The organism is Prevotella intermedia ATCC 25611 = DSM 20706 (genome assembly GCF_001953955.1).
Lineage (GTDB): Bacteria > Bacteroidota > Bacteroidia > Bacteroidales > Bacteroidaceae > Prevotella > Prevotella intermedia.
In genome coordinates, this window is the sequence record NZ_CP019300.1 from 912,272 (window position 1) to 928,950 (window position 16,679).

Annotated in this window: 12 protein-coding genes; 6 read left to right on the forward strand and 6 right to left on the reverse strand. The window is 43.4% G+C overall.

Translation table 11 applies throughout. The annotated features are described in order from the left end of the window. The first annotated feature begins 65 nt into the window (after positions 1–65). A complete protein-coding gene (trxA, locus tag BWX39_RS03750; protein ID WP_014710403.1) occupies positions 66–380 on the forward strand; it encodes a thioredoxin in 315 nt (104 codons plus the stop codon). Between the two features lie 532 nt (positions 381–912). Here trxA and lpxA read toward each other — a convergent pair. The 6 genes from lpxA to BWX39_RS03780 form a co-directional block, all read right to left on the reverse strand. Continuing rightward, positions 913–1,695, reverse strand: coding sequence for an acyl-ACP--UDP-N-acetylglucosamine O-acyltransferase (gene lpxA / locus BWX39_RS03755; RefSeq protein WP_028904862.1), 783 nt, complete (start codon positions 1,693–1,695; stop codon positions 913–915). 25 nt (positions 1,696–1,720) lie between these two features. Next, positions 1,721–3,100, reverse strand: coding sequence for an efflux transporter outer membrane subunit (locus tag BWX39_RS03760; RefSeq protein ID WP_028904861.1), 1,380 nt, complete (start codon positions 3,098–3,100; stop codon positions 1,721–1,723). 25 nt (positions 3,101–3,125) lie between these two features. Beyond that, a complete protein-coding gene (locus tag BWX39_RS03765; protein ID WP_028904860.1) occupies positions 3,126–6,386 on the reverse strand; it encodes an efflux RND transporter permease subunit in 3,261 nt (1,086 codons plus the stop codon). Positions 6,387–6,405: 19 nt separating this feature from the next. Continuing rightward, positions 6,406–7,743, reverse strand: a complete 1,338-nt coding sequence (locus tag BWX39_RS03770; RefSeq protein WP_028904859.1) for an efflux RND transporter periplasmic adaptor subunit — start codon at positions 7,741–7,743, stop codon at positions 6,406–6,408. 283 nt (positions 7,744–8,026) lie between these two features. Beyond that, complete coding sequence (locus tag BWX39_RS03775; RefSeq protein WP_028904858.1) at positions 8,027–9,451, reverse strand: CCA tRNA nucleotidyltransferase; 1,425 nt, start codon at positions 9,449–9,451, stop codon at positions 8,027–8,029. Positions 9,452–9,596: 145 nt separating this feature from the next. Further along, entirely contained in the window at positions 9,597–11,903 is a 2,307-nt protein-coding gene (locus tag BWX39_RS03780; protein WP_028904857.1) for an outer membrane beta-barrel family protein, read from the reverse strand. Between the two features lie 831 nt (positions 11,904–12,734). On the opposite strand from BWX39_RS03780, the gene BWX39_RS03790 reads away from it, so the two are divergent. The 5 genes from BWX39_RS03790 to queA all read left to right on the forward strand — a co-directional run bounded on the left by BWX39_RS03790 (position 12,735) and on the right by queA (position 16,655). Continuing rightward, on the forward strand, positions 12,735–13,613 hold the full coding sequence (locus BWX39_RS03790) for a cell division protein FtsX (RefSeq protein WP_014710393.1): 879 nt from the start codon (positions 12,735–12,737) through the stop codon (positions 13,611–13,613). A 66-nt stretch (positions 13,614–13,679) separates the two neighbouring features. Then, positions 13,680–13,922 carry a DUF3098 domain-containing protein gene (locus BWX39_RS03795; RefSeq protein ID WP_028904855.1) on the forward strand — a complete coding sequence of 81 codons (243 nt, stop codon included), beginning with the start codon at positions 13,680–13,682 and terminating at the stop codon, positions 13,920–13,922. Further along, entirely contained in the window at positions 13,922–14,737 is an 816-nt protein-coding gene (locus BWX39_RS03800; protein ID WP_028904854.1) for an undecaprenyl-diphosphate phosphatase, read from the forward strand. Before BWX39_RS03795 ends, BWX39_RS03800 begins: the two co-directional genes overlap by 1 nt. Before the next feature lie 26 nt (positions 14,738–14,763). Further along, a complete protein-coding gene (gene truB, locus BWX39_RS03805; RefSeq protein WP_028904853.1) occupies positions 14,764–15,471 on the forward strand; it encodes a tRNA pseudouridine(55) synthase TruB in 708 nt (235 codons plus the stop codon). Next, positions 15,468–16,655 carry a tRNA preQ1(34) S-adenosylmethionine ribosyltransferase-isomerase QueA gene (gene queA, locus BWX39_RS03810; RefSeq protein ID WP_028904852.1) on the forward strand — a complete coding sequence of 396 codons (1,188 nt, stop codon included), beginning with the start codon at positions 15,468–15,470 and terminating at the stop codon, positions 16,653–16,655. The genes truB and queA overlap by 4 nt, the downstream gene beginning before the upstream one ends. Positions 16,656–16,679: the final 24 nt, after the last annotated feature.

The window sequence follows — 16,679 nt, forward strand, 5'->3', positions numbered from 1 at the left end:
TGGCACAGTGTTTGGAAGAACATAATAGTATAGAAATAATTGTTTAACAAAAAAATCTAAAAAACATGGAAGTAGAAATTACAACCGCAAACTTTGAGAGTTATAAGAATGGCGAATTGCCATTGGTAGTAGACTTGTGGGCAACTTGGTGTGGCCCTTGCAAGATGATTGGCCCAATCATTTCAGAATTGGCAAACGATTACGACGGCAAGATTGTTGTTGGTAAATGCAACATTGAAGACAACGACGACATCGCTATCGACTATGGTGTGCGCAACATTCCTACAATTCTCTTCTTCAAGAATGGCGAGTTGGTAGACAAGTTTGTTGGTGCTGCATCAAAAGACAAGCTCGACGAGAAGTTCAAGACTTTGCTTTAATCGGGCAAATCAACAACAGATACAAAGGCATTAAGCGGTAACGCTTAATGCCTTTTGTTGTTTTGCTTCAGTGCAACTACTCCGTACCTTTTGTATAAGGTGTATTGCGGAACTGTAAGGAATGGGTGTGGACTACTTGATTCACAGACGAAAACAGGGTAATAAATCTGTAAATATTTTTCACAAGTATAACTATTGTTTAACTTGTTTATTATCAACGTATTACAAAACCTATTGTTTTGCGTTCCAAAAGCGTAGGTTTTGCACGGTAAAAGCGGCTCTTTTGTAATGCAAAACAGCCGCTTTCGCAACGCCAAATCGAAAGTATCGTTTTTCGTCAGAATTATCTTTACAAAACTAATGCAGTTTTGGCATTTATCTTGGGTAGCAAAAAAGAAAATCGTTCTTGAAATGAAGTTTTACTGAATTGGTTTTTAATGGCTTTGTTTGCTTGTATATGAAACAAAAAAATCCCAACAAACGCTTGTTGAAAGCAGTTTGTCAGGATTAGATATATAATGTTTTTGTAATGTTACAGTTTACCGATAATGCCCTCGTTGGTGTTGCGGATAAACTCAACAATGTTGCGAATCTCGGGCGAATCGGGCACTTGTTCGTCTACTTGTATGCAGGCATCGAACACGGAAGTTTGTCCGTGGAACACAAGTCGATAGGCGTTTGCGATGTGCTTGATAACCTTTTCGTCTATTTTCATCTCTCTGCAAATCGTGGTATTTACACCTTCGTAAGCCACAGGACTGCCACCTGCTATAATGTAAGGTGGAATATCGCGCGCAAACGTTGTGCCAGCTTGTACCACGGCTGCTGTTCCGACACGTGTCTTTGCCTTCTGAATGACGCCAGACGAGAAAATGGCGTGGTCGGCTATCTCGCAATCGCCTGCTATCTTCGTACCATAGCTGAATATGCAGCGGTCGCCCACCTTCGTGTCGTGGCTGATGTGCACGCCTTCCATAAGGAAGTTGTTCGACCCGATGACGGTTTGGCAACCACGGTGGGTAGCACGGTTGATAACAACATTCTCTCTGATAATGTTGTTGTCGCCGATAACACACTCGCTTTTTTCGCCAACGAAGTTGAAATCTTGTGGCAATGCACCAATAACGCTGCATTGGTGTATCTTGTTTCCATTGCCTATTCGGCTGCCATTCAGTATGCTGACGAATGGAAACACTATACAGTTGTCGCCAATTACTACATCGTCTTCGATGTAAACGAATGGAAATATTTTGCAGCCGTCGCCTATCTTCGCTTTCGGAGAAACCTCGGCTTTTGGACTAATCTCACTACTCATACTTATAAATGTGTTTTAAGAAAACTTATTTTGACCCACCACCAAGCGCATAGTAAAGGTTTACGATGGCTTGTAACTTAGAGAACTGGTCTTGAACCTGAGATATTTCTGCATTCAGCAAGTTCTGTTGTGCAGTTATGACTTCAAGGTAAGAACTTGAACTTTGGTTGTACAGCATCTGTGTTTGCTCTACATTCTTCTTCAATATTTCTATCTGCTTTGTGTAAAGTACGTCTTTCTCTTCGGCAGCATTGTATGCCACCAATGCGTTACTTACCTCCGAACCAGCAGTCAAGACACTGTTTTGCCATTTGTTGTATGCTATCTTGTATTGGTCTTCAGCCACACGAAGTCCTGCTCTCAGCTTTCCTTGCATGAAAATAGGCTGCGTTAGTTTGCCGATGGCATTGAAAAGCAACTTCGCAGGGTTTACCATTCCGTTGCCGTTGCTCCAACCGCCCGAAGCTGTAATGCTTAGAGAAGGGTAGAAGCGGGCACGCGCTTGATTGATATTATAGAAGCATTTAGCCAACGCCATCTCGTTTGCGTGCACGTCGGCACGGTTGCTTAGAATTTCAACACCTATGCCGCCAGAGAAGTTTGAAGGCAGTTTCTGGTTGTCTAACGTGCCTCGTGCAATGCTATGTACGGGCTCGCCCATAAGCAGACTCAGCGAGTTTTCAACCTCGCGCGTCTGTTTCTTTATGTCGGTAGCACGTGCTTGAACGCCGTAATAAGCCGACTGCGCACTCTGTACGCTTGTTGCACGTGCTCTGCCATAGTCCATCTGCAGTTGCATTATATCCCACGTGTTCTTTGTAAGGGCTGCCATATCGGTTATGATTTGTTTCTGACGGTCGAGCATCAGCAAAGTGTAATACAGGTTGGCAACGTTGCAGATAAGTTTTGTTTGTACTGCTACCTTGTAGTCCTGCATCTGAATCATAGCCATCTGAGCCGCTTTCTTCGCATTGCGGAGGTTGCCAAAGAGGTCTATTTCCCAGCTCGAAGCTATGGGCAACGTATAGAACTTGGTGGCTTCGACGTGCGAACCGAAGTGTGTGATTGTACCTTGCGGTGCAAGAGCTAACGATGGGAGGAATGCCAACTTGGCAGCACCGAGTTGCTGTTCGGCTATGTCAATGTTGAGTGCGGCATTGAGCAGGTCGGGATTATTGGTCAATGCCTTCTCTATAATAGCTTGCAAATTAGGGTCGGTGAACACATCGCGCCAAGGAAGTTGCCCAAAATCGTTTGCTCCCTCCAACGTTGTTTGGTCGTTGATGGGGTCGCGTACAAGACCATCGGTTTTCACTTCAGGACGTTTGTATGTTCCATATAGGCTCTTGCAACCCGTCAGAGACAGTGTTGCAAGTCCTAAAATGATTATATTTCTTATTTTCATAACTTTCTTACTTCGTTAGTAATCTTTACTCTTCTACCTCGTAGCTCTCTGCGGGACCACCAAGAAATGGTTTCAATTCCTTTGCCACTTGTTTGTTTTCCTCATCTTCGAACGACATAGGCTTAAACTTTTCCTGTAAGTATTCAAAGATAACGAAGAGCGAAGGAACGATAAACACCTGACAAAGCGTACCTATAAGCATACCACCTACGGCGGCAGCACCCAGTGTTTGGTTACCATTCTTGCCCACACCGCTTGCAAACATCAATGGCAACAGACCGATAACCATTGCAAGAGAGGTCATAAGGATAGGGCGCAGACGCGCACCGGCACCGAGAATGGCAGCATATTTAATCGCCATACCTGTACGGCGGCGTTCCAATGCGAACTCTACAATCAAGATGGCGTTCTTTGCCAGCAGACCAATCAGCATAATAAGCGAAATCTGCATATAGATGTCGTTGTTGTGTCCGAATAGCATTGTGAAGAGGAAAGCACCCGCCAAACCGAATGGGATAGACAGAATAACCGCCAATGGAAGGATATAGCTTTCGTATTGCGCACTTAGAATAAGGTACACAAAGACAAGACATAGAACGAAAATAATAGCTGTTGAGTTGGAAGATTCTTGCTCTGAACGTGTCAGACCAGAGAATTCGTAAGTATATCCTGCAGGAAGTTTCTCGGCAGCAACCTCTTCTACAGCTTTAATGGCATCACCCGATGAGTATCCGTCAGCAGCTTGCACGTTCACATTAATGGCTGTAAACAGGTTAAAACGAGCAATGTTAGAAGGGCCGTACACACGTTTCAGTGTGCAGAACTCGCCCACGGGTGCCATACCGCCTTTGGTTCTGACATACACATTGTTCAGTCCGCTTTCGCTGAAGCGGCTTTCCACTGTTCCTTGAATTACTACACGGTACAGTTTACCGTAAGCATTGAAGTTCGATGAGTACATACCGCCGTAGTAACCTTGCAATACAGAGAGGATAGCAGCAGGTGAAGTACCAGCCTGTTTAGCCTTTGCCACGTCTATGTCTACCAAATACTGAGGGTATTTAGGGTTGTACGAGGTCATAGCCTTGCCGATTTCAGGACGTTCGCCCAGTGCTTTCAGATAGTCTTGAGTAATGTTGAAGAACTTGTTCAAATCGCCACCAGTACGGTCTTCCATTGAAATGGACAGACCGTTTGCCATCGTAAAGCCAGGCACCATAGGTGGTCCGAATGCCAATATACGTGCTCCCTTGATACTTGATGTCTGCTTGTAAATCATACCCAATATCATATTAGAAGATGTTGGATCGATGAATAAGCCTGCAATACCAGCACCGTCGAATACCGCTTTAATGCGGTCGAACAAGCCATACTTTCTTTCTTCAAATGGTTTTAGCTTGAGAATGAAGGTCGCTTGGTCTGAACCTTGACCAGCAATGAAGTTGAAACCAATGATTTGGGCACGGGTTTCAATGTATGGATTGCTTTTAAACATCTTATCAATCTGCTCCGTTACCTTACGCGTTTCAGTCTGCGACATACCCGGTTCCAAAGAAACGGTAGCAAAAAGTACACCTGTGTCTTCGTCAGGGACAAGTCCTGTCTTTGTGGTTGCCATTGTAATAACCAATGCCACGATACCTAAAACAACTGAAACACCTGTTACTAGGCGGTTGTTGATAATCTTCTCAACCGACTTTTTGTACTTCGTATTAATCTTTTCGTACTGTGTATTGAATGCAAGATGGAAACGGTCGATGCGGCTTAACTTCTTTTTTTCTTCCTCGTTGTGGGGTTTCAAGAAGACAGCACACAAGGCTGGAGAAAGTGTCAAGGCATTTACTGCAGATATAATGATAGACACTGCCATCGTAACACCAAATTCACGATAGAACGTACCTGATGTTCCGCTCATGAAAGACACAGGAACGAACACGGCTGCCATTACCAATGTAATGGAAATAATGGCTCCTGAGATTTCGTTCATCGCATCAATAGCTGCCGTTAGCGAACTCTTATAGCCCAAATCGAGCTTCGCATGGACAGCTTCGACCACCACAATGGCGTCGTCCACCACAATTGCAATCGCCAGCAAGAGGGCTGAAAGCGTCAGCAAGTTGATAGAGAAACCGAACATCCATAGGAAGAAGAAAGAACCAATCAACGCCACTGGCACGGCAATCATCGGTATTAATGTAGAACGGAAGTCTTGCAAGAAGACATAAACTACAAGGAACACCAATGCCAAAGTAAGGAAGAGCGTGAAGATAACTTCTTCCATAGAGGCAAACAAGAAGTCTGTTACATCTTGCTGTATTACTACTTTCATTCCTGGAGGCATTGTTTTCTGTGCTTCTGCAAGTGCTGCCTTCACGTCTTTTGCTATCTGTGTGGCATTCGAACCTGCAATTTGCTGAACCATTCCGACTACTGCTGGCTTTTCATTGTTCAGCATTGATACAGAATACATCAATCCACCGAGTTTCACATCGGCTACATCACGAAGATGAAGGGTCTGTCCATTGTTGTTTGCTGATATGATAATGTCGCCATATTCCTTTTCGGTCTTGAGGCGTCCCTTATATCGCATCGTGTATTCGTACTTCGTATTGCTCTGCTCACCGAACGAACCCGGAGCCGCTTCGATGTTCTGTTCAGCCAATGCACCTGAAATATCGCTTGGTACAAGACCATATTGCTTCATCTTTTCGGGCTTCAACCATATACGCATAGAATAGGTTTTCATACCCGGATTCTGCACATCGCCTACACCATTGACACGTTTCAGCAATGGTATAATGTTGATAGCGTTGTAGTTTGTGAGGAATTCGTCGTCGTAACGACCATCGTCGGTTGTCAATGTATACATCACAACGTTCGAGTTCTGGCGTTTCGACACGGTTACACCTGCACGCGTAACTTCCGCTGGTAGCAAGGCTTGTGCCTGCGACACACGGTTCTGTACGTTCACTGACGCCATATTAGGGTCGGAACCTTGCTTGAAGTAAACCGTAATCATTGCAAGACCAGCATTGGTAGCCGTTGATTGTATATAAGTCATATTCTCAACACCGTTTATACTCTCTTCCAATGGAGTAACAACGGAGTTCAATACGGTTTGTGCGTCAGCTCCTTGATAGTTTGCCATTACCGAAATGGTTGGTGGCGCAATATCTGGATACTGTTCAATTGGCAGCGAAATCAATCCAATCGTACCCAATAGCACGAAGAAAACCGACACCACCGTTGAAAGTACAGGACGCTTTATAAAATTAGTAAATGTCATAATTCTTTTGTTTTACGGTCTATTTCTTATCGTCGTTGCCCTTCATTGCCTTCAAGAAACCACTTGCCGAACTTTGATTTTCGCCAAGTTGGGCAGCTTTCTTCAATGCTTCTTCGTATTGAGCAGGGGTTAAAGGCTTTATTTCCATACCGTCTTCCAATGTTGCTAAACCTTTGGAAACGATTCTTTCGCCAATCTTCAAACCTGAAGTAACTACGTAGTTCACACCGTCGTTCTGTGGATCGACCTTGATTTCAGAGTAGTGTATCTTGCCGTTGGCATCTACCTTGTAAACAAAAATCTTATCTTGAACCTGAACAGTGGCATCTTGAGGAATCATCAAAGCGTTGTTGTCGTTCTTCGCAATCACAACTTTTCCGCTGCCGCCACTCTTCAACAAGTGTTCTGGATTAGGGAAACGAGCGATAACGCTTATGGTTCCAGTTGTCGCATCAATCATTCCGCTGGTCTTGACAATTGTTCCCTCGTGGTTGTAAATAGAACCATCAACCAACTGGAGACTTACTTTCGGGAACTTATTGATAGCGTTGCCCAAGCCACGGTTGTTGCGCGAGAGGGCAAGAACGTCAGCTTCGGTCATCGAGAAGTAAACTTCCATTGTCGAAATATTACTGATAGTTGTTACAGGCATTGGCGAAGATGGGCTTACCAATGCACCTTCTTTATAAGGAAGGTTACCTACAAAACCGTTGGCAGGACTCTTTACATAGCAGAAACTTAGATTTTCTTTTGCCGTTGCCAAGCCTGCTTGTGCTTGTTTCAACGCTGCTTCGGCTTGTTTTATACCTGAATTTGCTGCCTGAACGCCGCTTCGCGCCTGACTTACAGCTGCCTGTGCAGTTTCGTAAGTATTCTTTGCAGCTTGCATCTCGTAGTCGCCAATCACCTTATTACTATATAGGTTCTTGCTGTTGTTGTAGGTCAGCTGTGCCGTAGCAGCTTGTGCCTGTGCCGAATTTAAAGCAGCTGCAGCTTGCACTACGCTTGCTTGCGCACGACTAATGCCACTTTGCGCTGATGCCACTGTAGCCTCAGCTTGGCGAACTGCCGACTGATACACGGCATTGTCAACAACAAACAAAACCTGTCCTGCACGAACAGCCTCGCCTTCGTGTACATAAAGTTTTGTAATGAAACCGCTTACCTTTGGGCGAACTTCCACGTCCTGAATACCTTTAATAGTGGCTGGATAGGTGGTTTTCATCTGTGCATTCGCTGCACTAATCGTAATCACGGGATACTCGTTGTTCTTGGGCAACTCGCGTTTGCCTCCTCCACAACTTGAAAGCACTGTAGTGGCTAATGCTGCCAACAGTAAAAACTTGCTTTTAATCATACTTCTGTCTGTATTTTATAATCTTTTTTACTTATTCTTTAGCTTGTTGGTATTTCTCTTTAAATACTATTTCTTTAAAAACCCAAGCAAAAAAATGAGTTTTCTCTTCGCAAAGGTAACGCTTTTTATTCAATTGTAACCTTATATGGCTGTAATATTTAACAATAATTACAAACATTTTAAAAGGTCAAGAACGTCCTGTATGCTCATACTCTATATTTAAAGCTTATAAAATACTGATATACAGCGTTATTAAAACATTTTGCATTACAGGCAAAATGCTTTACATCAACCCCATTTCTGCTGCTTTTTCCTTCAGCAATGCCATAAGCGGCTCACGTTCGTTGGGTACACGATTGTCTAAGACAGCTTCTTTCAAAGCTTTCTTTAATTCGCCTACTTCGCGACTGGGCTTTAGGTTGAACAGTGCCATAATTTCGTCGCCGTCGATGCACGGTTGCAGCAACCGTTTGTAATCGCGTTCTTTAAGGTCGTCCAACTTTTCACGAACGGTCTTGAAATTCTCTAAGAAACGTTGTTTGCGTGCAGCATTCTTGCTCGTTATGTCAGCTTCGCAAAGCGTCATCAGGTCGTCAATGTCGTCGCCGGCATCGTTCATCAGGCGACGAACAGCAGAGTCTGTAACTTCCTCGTCGGCTATGATGATAGGGCGCATATGCAGGTCTACCAACTTGCGCACGTATTTCATCTTGGCGTCCATTGGGAATTTCAGACGTTTAAAGATTGACGCAATCATCTTTGCACCTATTATATTATGGCTGTGGAAGGTCCAACCTGCAACAGGGTCCCAACGCTTGCTCTTCGGTTTACCTATATCGTGGAACAGTGCAGCCCACCGCAACCAAATGTTGTCGGTTGCCTTTGATATGTTGTCGAGTACCTCTAACGTGTGGAAAAAGTTGTTCTTATGCGCCCTGCCGTTGCGTGTTTCCACCACGTCCATTGCTACAAGCTCGGGCAAGATAATCTGGAGCAGCCCGCAACGATACAAGTCTATAAAGCCTTTGCTCGGTGTACGTGTTGCCATTATCTTGTTCAGTTCGTCGGCAATACGCTCTCCGCTCACAATTTTTATGCGGTCGGCATTGCGTTCCAATGCCTCGAAGGTTTCGTCTTCGATGAAAAAGTTCAGCTGCGTGGCAAATCTTACACAACGCATCATACGCAGAGGGTCGTCCGAAAAAGTAATGTCGGGGTCTAACGGAGTACGGATAATGCCGTCCCAAAGGTCGTCTACACCGCCGAATGGGTCTACCAATTCGCCAAAACGGCTCTTGTTCAAGCACACTGCCATTGCATTTATGGTAAAGTCGCGTCGGTTTTGGTCGTCTTCCAGCGTGCCGTCTTCCACGATAGGCTTACGGCTGTCGTGGCTGTAGCTCTCCTTGCGTGCGCCGACAAACTCCACTTCCATACCGCCAAATTTCACTTGTGCTGTGCCAAAGTTGTGGAAAACCGATATGTGCGCCCGCTTTCCAATTGTCTTTTTCAGTTCGTTGGCAACGCTGATACCGCTCCCCACTACAACGACATCAATGTCGTTAGAGGGTCGTTCAAGGAATAAGTCGCGGACATAACCGCCCACAACGTAACATTCCAAGCCGAGTTTGTCGGCTGCATCAGAGATTTTATGAAATATATCCTTGTCTATCAGCTTTGCCAATTCGGCATCAGTCAAGTCTCGCATACTGTATTTAACTATTTGATAATGCAAAGTTACACATTTTTAGCTTAGTATTTGCACAAACCAAAGCATATTTAATTCCAAAAGAAACATTTCTTTCGGAATTGCATAGAACTGCCAATACAGTGGTTTTCTTTCCTTTTTATTCCTACAAACGGTTGATTTCGCTATTGCCTGCACCCTTTCCTTTATACTTGCTACGTGCTGTATTGAAGCTGTAACGAAGGGTTAGGGTGAAAGATTGTGTATCGCCTTTCAACCATTTGGTAGCTTCAATATCTGGTGTTTTCACTGTCCAACGTTCTCGCGAGGTGTGGAATATGTCCTCTATACTTAATGCCACCATCAAGCCGAAAGGGAAACTCTTGATTAATGATGCTGATGTCGTGAAGTTCTGTTTATAGTAAAGCAGTCCGTCGTTGCCTGCTGTATATCCCGAAAAGTTCAATGTGGCAGTGTAAGACTTTGGAAATGAAAATAAATTCTTGAAAGAATACTTTGCTATTGGTTTTGTATACTTCATACTATTGTATTCAAGCTGTTGGAAATAAGCCTGTAATGTTACCGACGGTTTCCATATTCCGAATGTTGGAGCATAAGATGCCATAAGATTGAAACTTTGGTAATCAATGTTTATAAATGAATTTAATCGAATCGGTTTGTCTTCTAATACTTCTTCGTAAAACGATATTGCGTTTTTATAAATAATGTAATTTGAACTCAAGACCAAGTCTTTATAGCGCAGAAGTAACCCCAAGTCGTAGATATTTGCAGGCTGCAAGGACGGATTTCCACCCTCATAGGCATAGCGATTGTTATAAGCTCGGCTGGCTCTTAACTGCATATACGACGGACGTGCAATGATGGAGCGGAGCGATAAAGTAGTTCCGAAACTGCTCTTAGAATAGTTTAAAGAAAGCGTTGGCAATAAGTTGCCGTACTTTTTCGATTGTGCATCTTGTTTAACGCCATTCAATCTATAATCGAAAGCTACCCACTCGTACCGTAAGCCAACATTGGTACTCCAATGTTTCCACGCTTTACTGTACTCACTGAATAGTGCCAACGAGTTTTGTTTTGCCTGATTACCATTCGATGTCAAGGAAGAAGTGTGGTCAGGGTCGGCTAATTCAAAGGCTTGCGTATTGTTGGTGTAAGTGTATTCCTCGCCAAATGTAAACTTACCGATAGGCATTGACTTTGAAAACATTACATTTTCGGCAAACATATCTGTCTTTCGATAGCTCTTGCTACCAACTGTTATTGTTTTGTTGTGTTCTATTTCGGTGGTATTCAAATCGGTTGTAAAGTCGATACGAGCATAAGTGGTATTCATTTCCACCTCCCATTTGTTCTTGAAAGTCTTCAAAAGATAGGCTGTTGCATTATGTCTTCCACCATAATAGTTTTGAAAATAATAGCTGTTAAATGTATGGTTGCCTTCCAAGTCGGAAGATGTTAGCGTAGAATAAAGGTTGAACGGGATTTTTATGGTTCGAGAATATATATACTTCAGTCCTGCATAAAAGCTGTTATCGAGTGATACATAGTTTGTACCAGCCTGCGAAACAAGATACCTACCCTTGCTATTTTGTTTGTTTGAATTATGCGATACAATCGTTGTCCCTTTATAATTAAACGCTACATCGTTGGTTTGCTCCTCGTCTGATTTGTTTTCTTGGTAATAAACAGAGCCGAAAATATCAAATGCCCCCTTGCGGTAGTTGAGTTTAAGAAAGTCGTTTTGACCAAAATTATGGTTTACTTTTCCGTTCCATTGTATTGTCCCCGACCAACCATCGCCTTGTGTACGAATTGTTGTAATGCGTATCACTGCTCCCACATTTGACGGGTAACGGCTACTAGGGTTCATTATTACCTGCACATTTCTTATTTGATTGCCTTTCAACCCTACGAGTTCTGTGTTACTTGTTATTTTTCTTCCGTCAAGATAAACAAGCGGTTTACCTTTCCCTAATACGGTGATTGCATTGTCCGAAGCACTAAGGAAAGGCAGCTGGTTGAGTACGTCGGAGAGTGAAGGCAGTTTCGCTAACGCACTGCCTTGTATGGTAGACGTAAGTCCTCCTGCATTCATTGTATAAAGACTCCTGTTGCCTTTCACCACAACTTCAGCCATTTCGTTACTGCTTGGCATTAATATAATGGTGCCTGCATCAGCAGAATGGCAGTCTGAGTATTTTGTTTCGTAGCCCATACACGAAACTCTCAAAATGCCATCAATACTTTTTGTTTCAATGGTAAATACTCCATTAGCTTTGCTTGCTGCACCGCTAATAAACGAAGAGTCGGCTTTTGAGAGCAGACAAACGTTCGCCAATTCAAGGGGCGCACCTTGTGCGTCTACAACTTTTCCTTTAATACTTTGCGCCATCATATCTAATGATGTAAAGAAAAACAATAGTAGTAGAGTTGTTTGGATATTTTTCCTCATCTTATAAGTTGCGTTAGTTGTTAGTTGCAAAAGTAATTATATTTCATTAAAATGCCAAATAAACAACAAATAATTTACTATTAAACCGTAATGTATTTAAAAAAAGCACTTTACAATGTTTCTTAACATCGCAGAATAGATAGTTTCTGGATTCAAAAGCGGAGTATTTGCATTTTTGGCACTTCGTATTTATTGTTCTGAAATCCAGTAAATGGCGCAATAAATTTAACACAACTGAAAAGGGTGAAATAGAGAAAAAGAAAGCGATAAAAAAGGAATGAATTTGTAAAATAGCTTATTTTACTTTGCGAAAGTGTAGCTCTTACCGACCAAAAGCGGCACTTTTGCAATGCAAAACAGCCGCTTTTGCAAGCTATTTGAGCTATATTTATGCTGAAATTGTGTGCAAAATAGGGCGAAAAACCCTTGTTTTGCCACACAAACAAGCTGTATTTGTTGCACAGTACTACCCAATAAGCGTGCAACAGCTTGCTTTTCAGCGGCTTAAAGTAGCACGTGAAAAGAGCGAGAATTTGCAAAAACTTTTGCCGTGGTGCAGAAAAGTGCCCGTAATTTCGGAGTTGAGGCTCTGAAAATTAACAATTCGGGAGCTGATTTAAGGTTTGTTTGCAAATAAAGAATATGCGCTAAAGGAGCCGTTTGGTTTCGTCTTGTTCAGTCGGTAAGGTTGTGTCTTTCTGCTTGGAAAGCGAAGGGGCAATATCGGAATTTTTGTTACGTGTGTAAATAAAATATAAATTCTTTTGCCATTACCTTATTTTACAGTATCTTTGCATCAACTTTGGCGTATTATCCCCAAATTTATAACAGATGGCGAAAAGACATAAAAAGATAGAGAAGCCTCACAGCTTGCAAGTAGTAACGCTCTGCATAAGCACGGCAATGGTGCTTATCCTTATCGGAATGGTGGTTTTAACGGTGTTTACGAGCCGCAACCTCAGCCAATTCGTGAAAGAGAATTTGACGGTAACGATGATTCTTCAACCCGATATGAGCAACGAAGAATGTGCAACGCTGTGTGCGCAAGTAGACCAATTGCACTATATCAGTAATCTGAACTTCGTTTCCAAGGAAGAAGCCTTGAAGGAAGGCACTCGCGAATTGGGAGCCAATCCTGCCGAATTTGCAGGCGAAAACCCGTTTACGGCAGAAATTGAGGTGAAGTTAAAGGCAAATTATGCCAACAACGACTCTATTAAAGCCATTGCAGGACAGCTGAAGAAGTTCAAGGGTGTCAGCGATATTACCTACCGACAAGACTTGGTGGAAAGCGTGAACCGAACGTTGGGCAAGATTAGTATTGTGCTGCTGATTATCGCAGCCTTGCTTACGGTGGTGTCGTTCTCGCTCATTAACAATACGATACGTTTGAGTATGTATGCCCGCCGCTTCACCATTCACACGATGAAGCTCGTTGGTGCATCGTGGAACTTCATACGAATGCCATTCCTGCGCACAGCCGTTTTGCAGGGTTTCGTATCTGCCTTGATAGCGATTGCCGTGCTTGGCTTGGGTATGTACCTATTATATACTTACGACCCAGAGATAGCTGTGGTGCTGGATTTGAATGTTATGGTGGTTACTGCCGTTATTATGTTGGCATTTGGCATTCTCATCACTTTCTTCTGCTCGTGGCTTTCGGTGAACAAGTTCTTGCGAATGAAAGCAAGTTCGCTGTATAAAATCTAAAACAAAGGATATTCTTGGAAATGTTGCCGACAAGCAGGTGGGTGGCATTTCATAATTTATAATGAAATGGATAAGAAGAATTTAGCATTTAGCAAAATCAATTTCATCTTGTTGGCTATCAGTGTTGCCATTGTAGTGTTGGGCTTCATATTGATGAGCGGTGGCAGTTCTACCGAGACGCAGTATAATCCTGAAATCTTCAGTGCTATGAAGATAAAGGTTGCTCCTGTAGTTACATTCATTGGTTTCATCTCTATTATTGGTGCCATTATGTACCAGCCGAAACATAAAGACGACGCCGAAGCATAATGGACTTAATTCAAACCATTATTATTGCCATTGTTGAAGGCTTGACAGAGTTCCTGCCTGTGTCTTCGACAGGTCATATGATAATAACCCAACACCTGTTGGGCGTGCAGCAGGGCAATCCGTTTGTTCACGCTTTTACGTTCATCATACAGTTTGGAGCTATTCTTTCGGTTGTTTGTCTGTATTGGAAGAAGTTTTTTTCCTTCAAGCCTGAAATGTGGAAACTGTACGGACTGCTTATCATTGGTGTGTTGCCAGCTGTTGTTGTAGGCTTGGCAGCCAAGAAAAGCGGCTTGCTCGATTGGTTGTTGGACTCTATTTGGGTGGTAGCCATAACGCTTGTGCTGGGTGGTATCTTTATGCTTTTCTGCGATAACATCTTCAATAAGGGCAGAGAAGAGAACGAAGTAACGCCTAAGCGTGCGTTTCTCATAGGTTTGTTCCAATGTCTTTCGGTCATTCCCGGTATGAGCCGCTCTATGTCTACCATTGTTGGTGGTATGGCAAACAAACTTACACGCAAGAAAGCAGCAGAGTTTTCGTTCTTCCTTGCCGTACCGACGATGGCGGGCGCAACTATTCTTGACGTGTACGATATGATGAAGGAAGATGTAAAATGGGCTACAAGCGACAACTTTTTCTTATTAGGTGTAGGCTGTGTGGTTTCTTTTGCAGTTGCCATATTTGCTATGAAGTGGTTTGTAAGCTTCCTTACGAAGTATGGTTTTAAAGCCTTTGGTTGGTATCGTATCATCGTTGGTGTTATCCTTTTGGCGATGTTGCTTTCTGGAATGTCGCTGAATATGGTCGATTAACGTTTAAACGCTTCAGTCAGAAACGTATGAATTTCAAGGAAGGTGTTATCATACCCATCGACAAACCGTATGGAATAACGAGTTTCAAGGCGTTGGCGCACGTGCGTTATCTTTGCTCGAAGGCGCAGGGAGGACGTGTAAAGATAGGTCATGCAGGTACGCTCGACCCATTGGCAACAGGTGTTCTCATTCTTGCAACAGGCAAAATGACCAAGCAGATAGAAACTTTGCAGACGCATACAAAGGAGTATGTTGCCACAATGCAGTTGGGAGCGACCACACCAAGCTATGATATGGAGCACGAGGAAAACGAAACTTTCCCCACAGAACATATCACGAGAGAGCTGATAGAAACGGAATTGCAGCAGTTTATCGGCGACATTGAGCAGATACCGCCTACTTACAGTGCTGTAAAAGTGAATGGACAACGTGCTTTCGACTATCGTAGAAACGGCGAGGACGTAGTTCTGAAACCTAAGAAAATAAGGATAGACGAAATAGAAATTACCAGTTTCGATGCCGAGAAGATGCAACTTACACTCCGAGTTGTTTGCGGCAAGGGAACCTACATACGCGCATTGGCACGCGATTTAGGGCGTGCTATCAATAGCGGTGCCTATCTTGTTGCGCTCCGACGCACCCAAGTAGGCGATATAAGAGTAGAAAAATGTATAAATTACGACCATTTCCAAGAATGGTTGAACGAACAGAACATAGAAATTACAGATAAATGAAGCTTTCGCAATTTAAATTCAACTTGCCCAACGAGCAGGTAGCTTTGTATCCACATTCGTCAGAACGTGTGTTGAACCGTGCCGACGGAACAAGTCAAGTATTCAAAGTAACGCGTAGAGACGAAGCCCGTTTGATGGTTGTGCATAAGAAATCGGGAACGATTGATATGTATAACAACAAGAAAATAAAGGGTGAACCTACGGAAGAAGACTATATCCGCTTTAAAGATGTAGTGAATTATTTTGATGAAGGCGACACCTTTATATTCAACGACACAAAGGTTTTCCCCGCTCGTCTTTATGGTACGAAGGAAAAGACCGATGCTAAAATCGAGGTATTCTTGCTGCGAGAGCTGAATCAAGAAATGCGTTTGTGGGACGTTTTGGTAGAACCTGCCCGCAAAATACGTATTGGCAACAAGCTCTTCTTCGACGAATCGGGCTCTATGGTTGCCGAAGTGATTGACAATACCACGTCGCGTGGACGCACACTTCGCTTCCTTTACGATTGTTCGCACGAAGAATTCAAGCGCGAACTCTATGCTTTGGGCGAGGCACCGCTGCCCCGCTACATCATAGACAACCGTCCGAAAGGTGCCGACGAGGATTTTGCGCATGCCGACGCTGACGATTTGGAGAACTTCCAGACGGTGTTTGCAAAGCACGAAGGAGCGGTTACTGCACCTGGAACAAACCTCCACTTCTCCGAACATCTTATGAAGATGATGGAGATAAAAGGCATTCAGACTGCTTATATCACCTTGCATTGCGGTTTGGGCAACTTCCACGACATTGAAGTGGAAGACCTTACGAAGCACAAAATGGATTCAGAGGAAATGCATATCTCTGCGGAGGCTTGCAAAATCGTGAACGAAACGAAAGCTGCAAACCATCGTGTGTGTGCCGTTGGTGCAAGTGTTGTGAAGGCAACCGAAACTGCTGTAGGCACAGACGGTATGTTGAAAGAATACGATGGTTGGACAAACAAGTTCATCTTCCCACCTTACGACTTCGGTTTGGCAGACTCTATGCTCGTTAATTTCTATCACCCGTATTCTACTTTGTTGATGGAAACAGCGGCATTTGGTGGATACGACCTTATAATGGAGGCTTACGACAAGGCTGTCAAGGCGGGTTATAAGTTCGGTTGCTTCGGTGATGCACTGCTCATCTTGAACGATTAATTCCGTATTTAAAGGATTTTAAAG

Coding starts and splice junctions, on each gene's coding strand:
- BWX39_RS03770 (WP_028904859.1), bottom strand. CDS start 7,743: ATGATTAAAAGCAAGTTTTTACTGTTGGCAGCATTAGCCACTACAGTG.
- BWX39_RS03795 (WP_028904855.1), top strand. CDS start 13,680: ATGGATAAGAAGAATTTAGCATTTAGCAAAATCAATTTCATCTTGTTG.
- BWX39_RS03760 (WP_028904861.1), bottom strand. CDS start 3,100: ATGAAAATAAGAAATATAATCATTTTAGGACTTGCAACACTGTCTCTG.
- BWX39_RS03765 (WP_028904860.1), bottom strand. CDS start 6,386: ATGACATTTACTAATTTTATAAAGCGTCCTGTACTTTCAACGGTGGTG.
- lpxA (WP_028904862.1), bottom strand. CDS start 1,695: ATGAGTAGTGAGATTAGTCCAAAAGCCGAGGTTTCTCCGAAAGCGAAG.
- trxA (WP_014710403.1), top strand. CDS start 66: ATGGAAGTAGAAATTACAACCGCAAACTTTGAGAGTTATAAGAATGGC.
- BWX39_RS03775 (WP_028904858.1), bottom strand. CDS start 9,451: ATGCGAGACTTGACTGATGCCGAATTGGCAAAGCTGATAGACAAGGAT.
- truB (WP_028904853.1), top strand. CDS start 14,764: ATGAATTTCAAGGAAGGTGTTATCATACCCATCGACAAACCGTATGGA.
- BWX39_RS03780 (WP_028904857.1), bottom strand. CDS start 11,903: ATGAGGAAAAATATCCAAACAACTCTACTACTATTGTTTTTCTTTACA.
- queA (WP_028904852.1), top strand. CDS start 15,468: ATGAAGCTTTCGCAATTTAAATTCAACTTGCCCAACGAGCAGGTAGCT.
- BWX39_RS03790 (WP_014710393.1), top strand. CDS start 12,735: ATGGCGAAAAGACATAAAAAGATAGAGAAGCCTCACAGCTTGCAAGTA.
- BWX39_RS03800 (WP_028904854.1), top strand. CDS start 13,922: ATGGACTTAATTCAAACCATTATTATTGCCATTGTTGAAGGCTTGACA.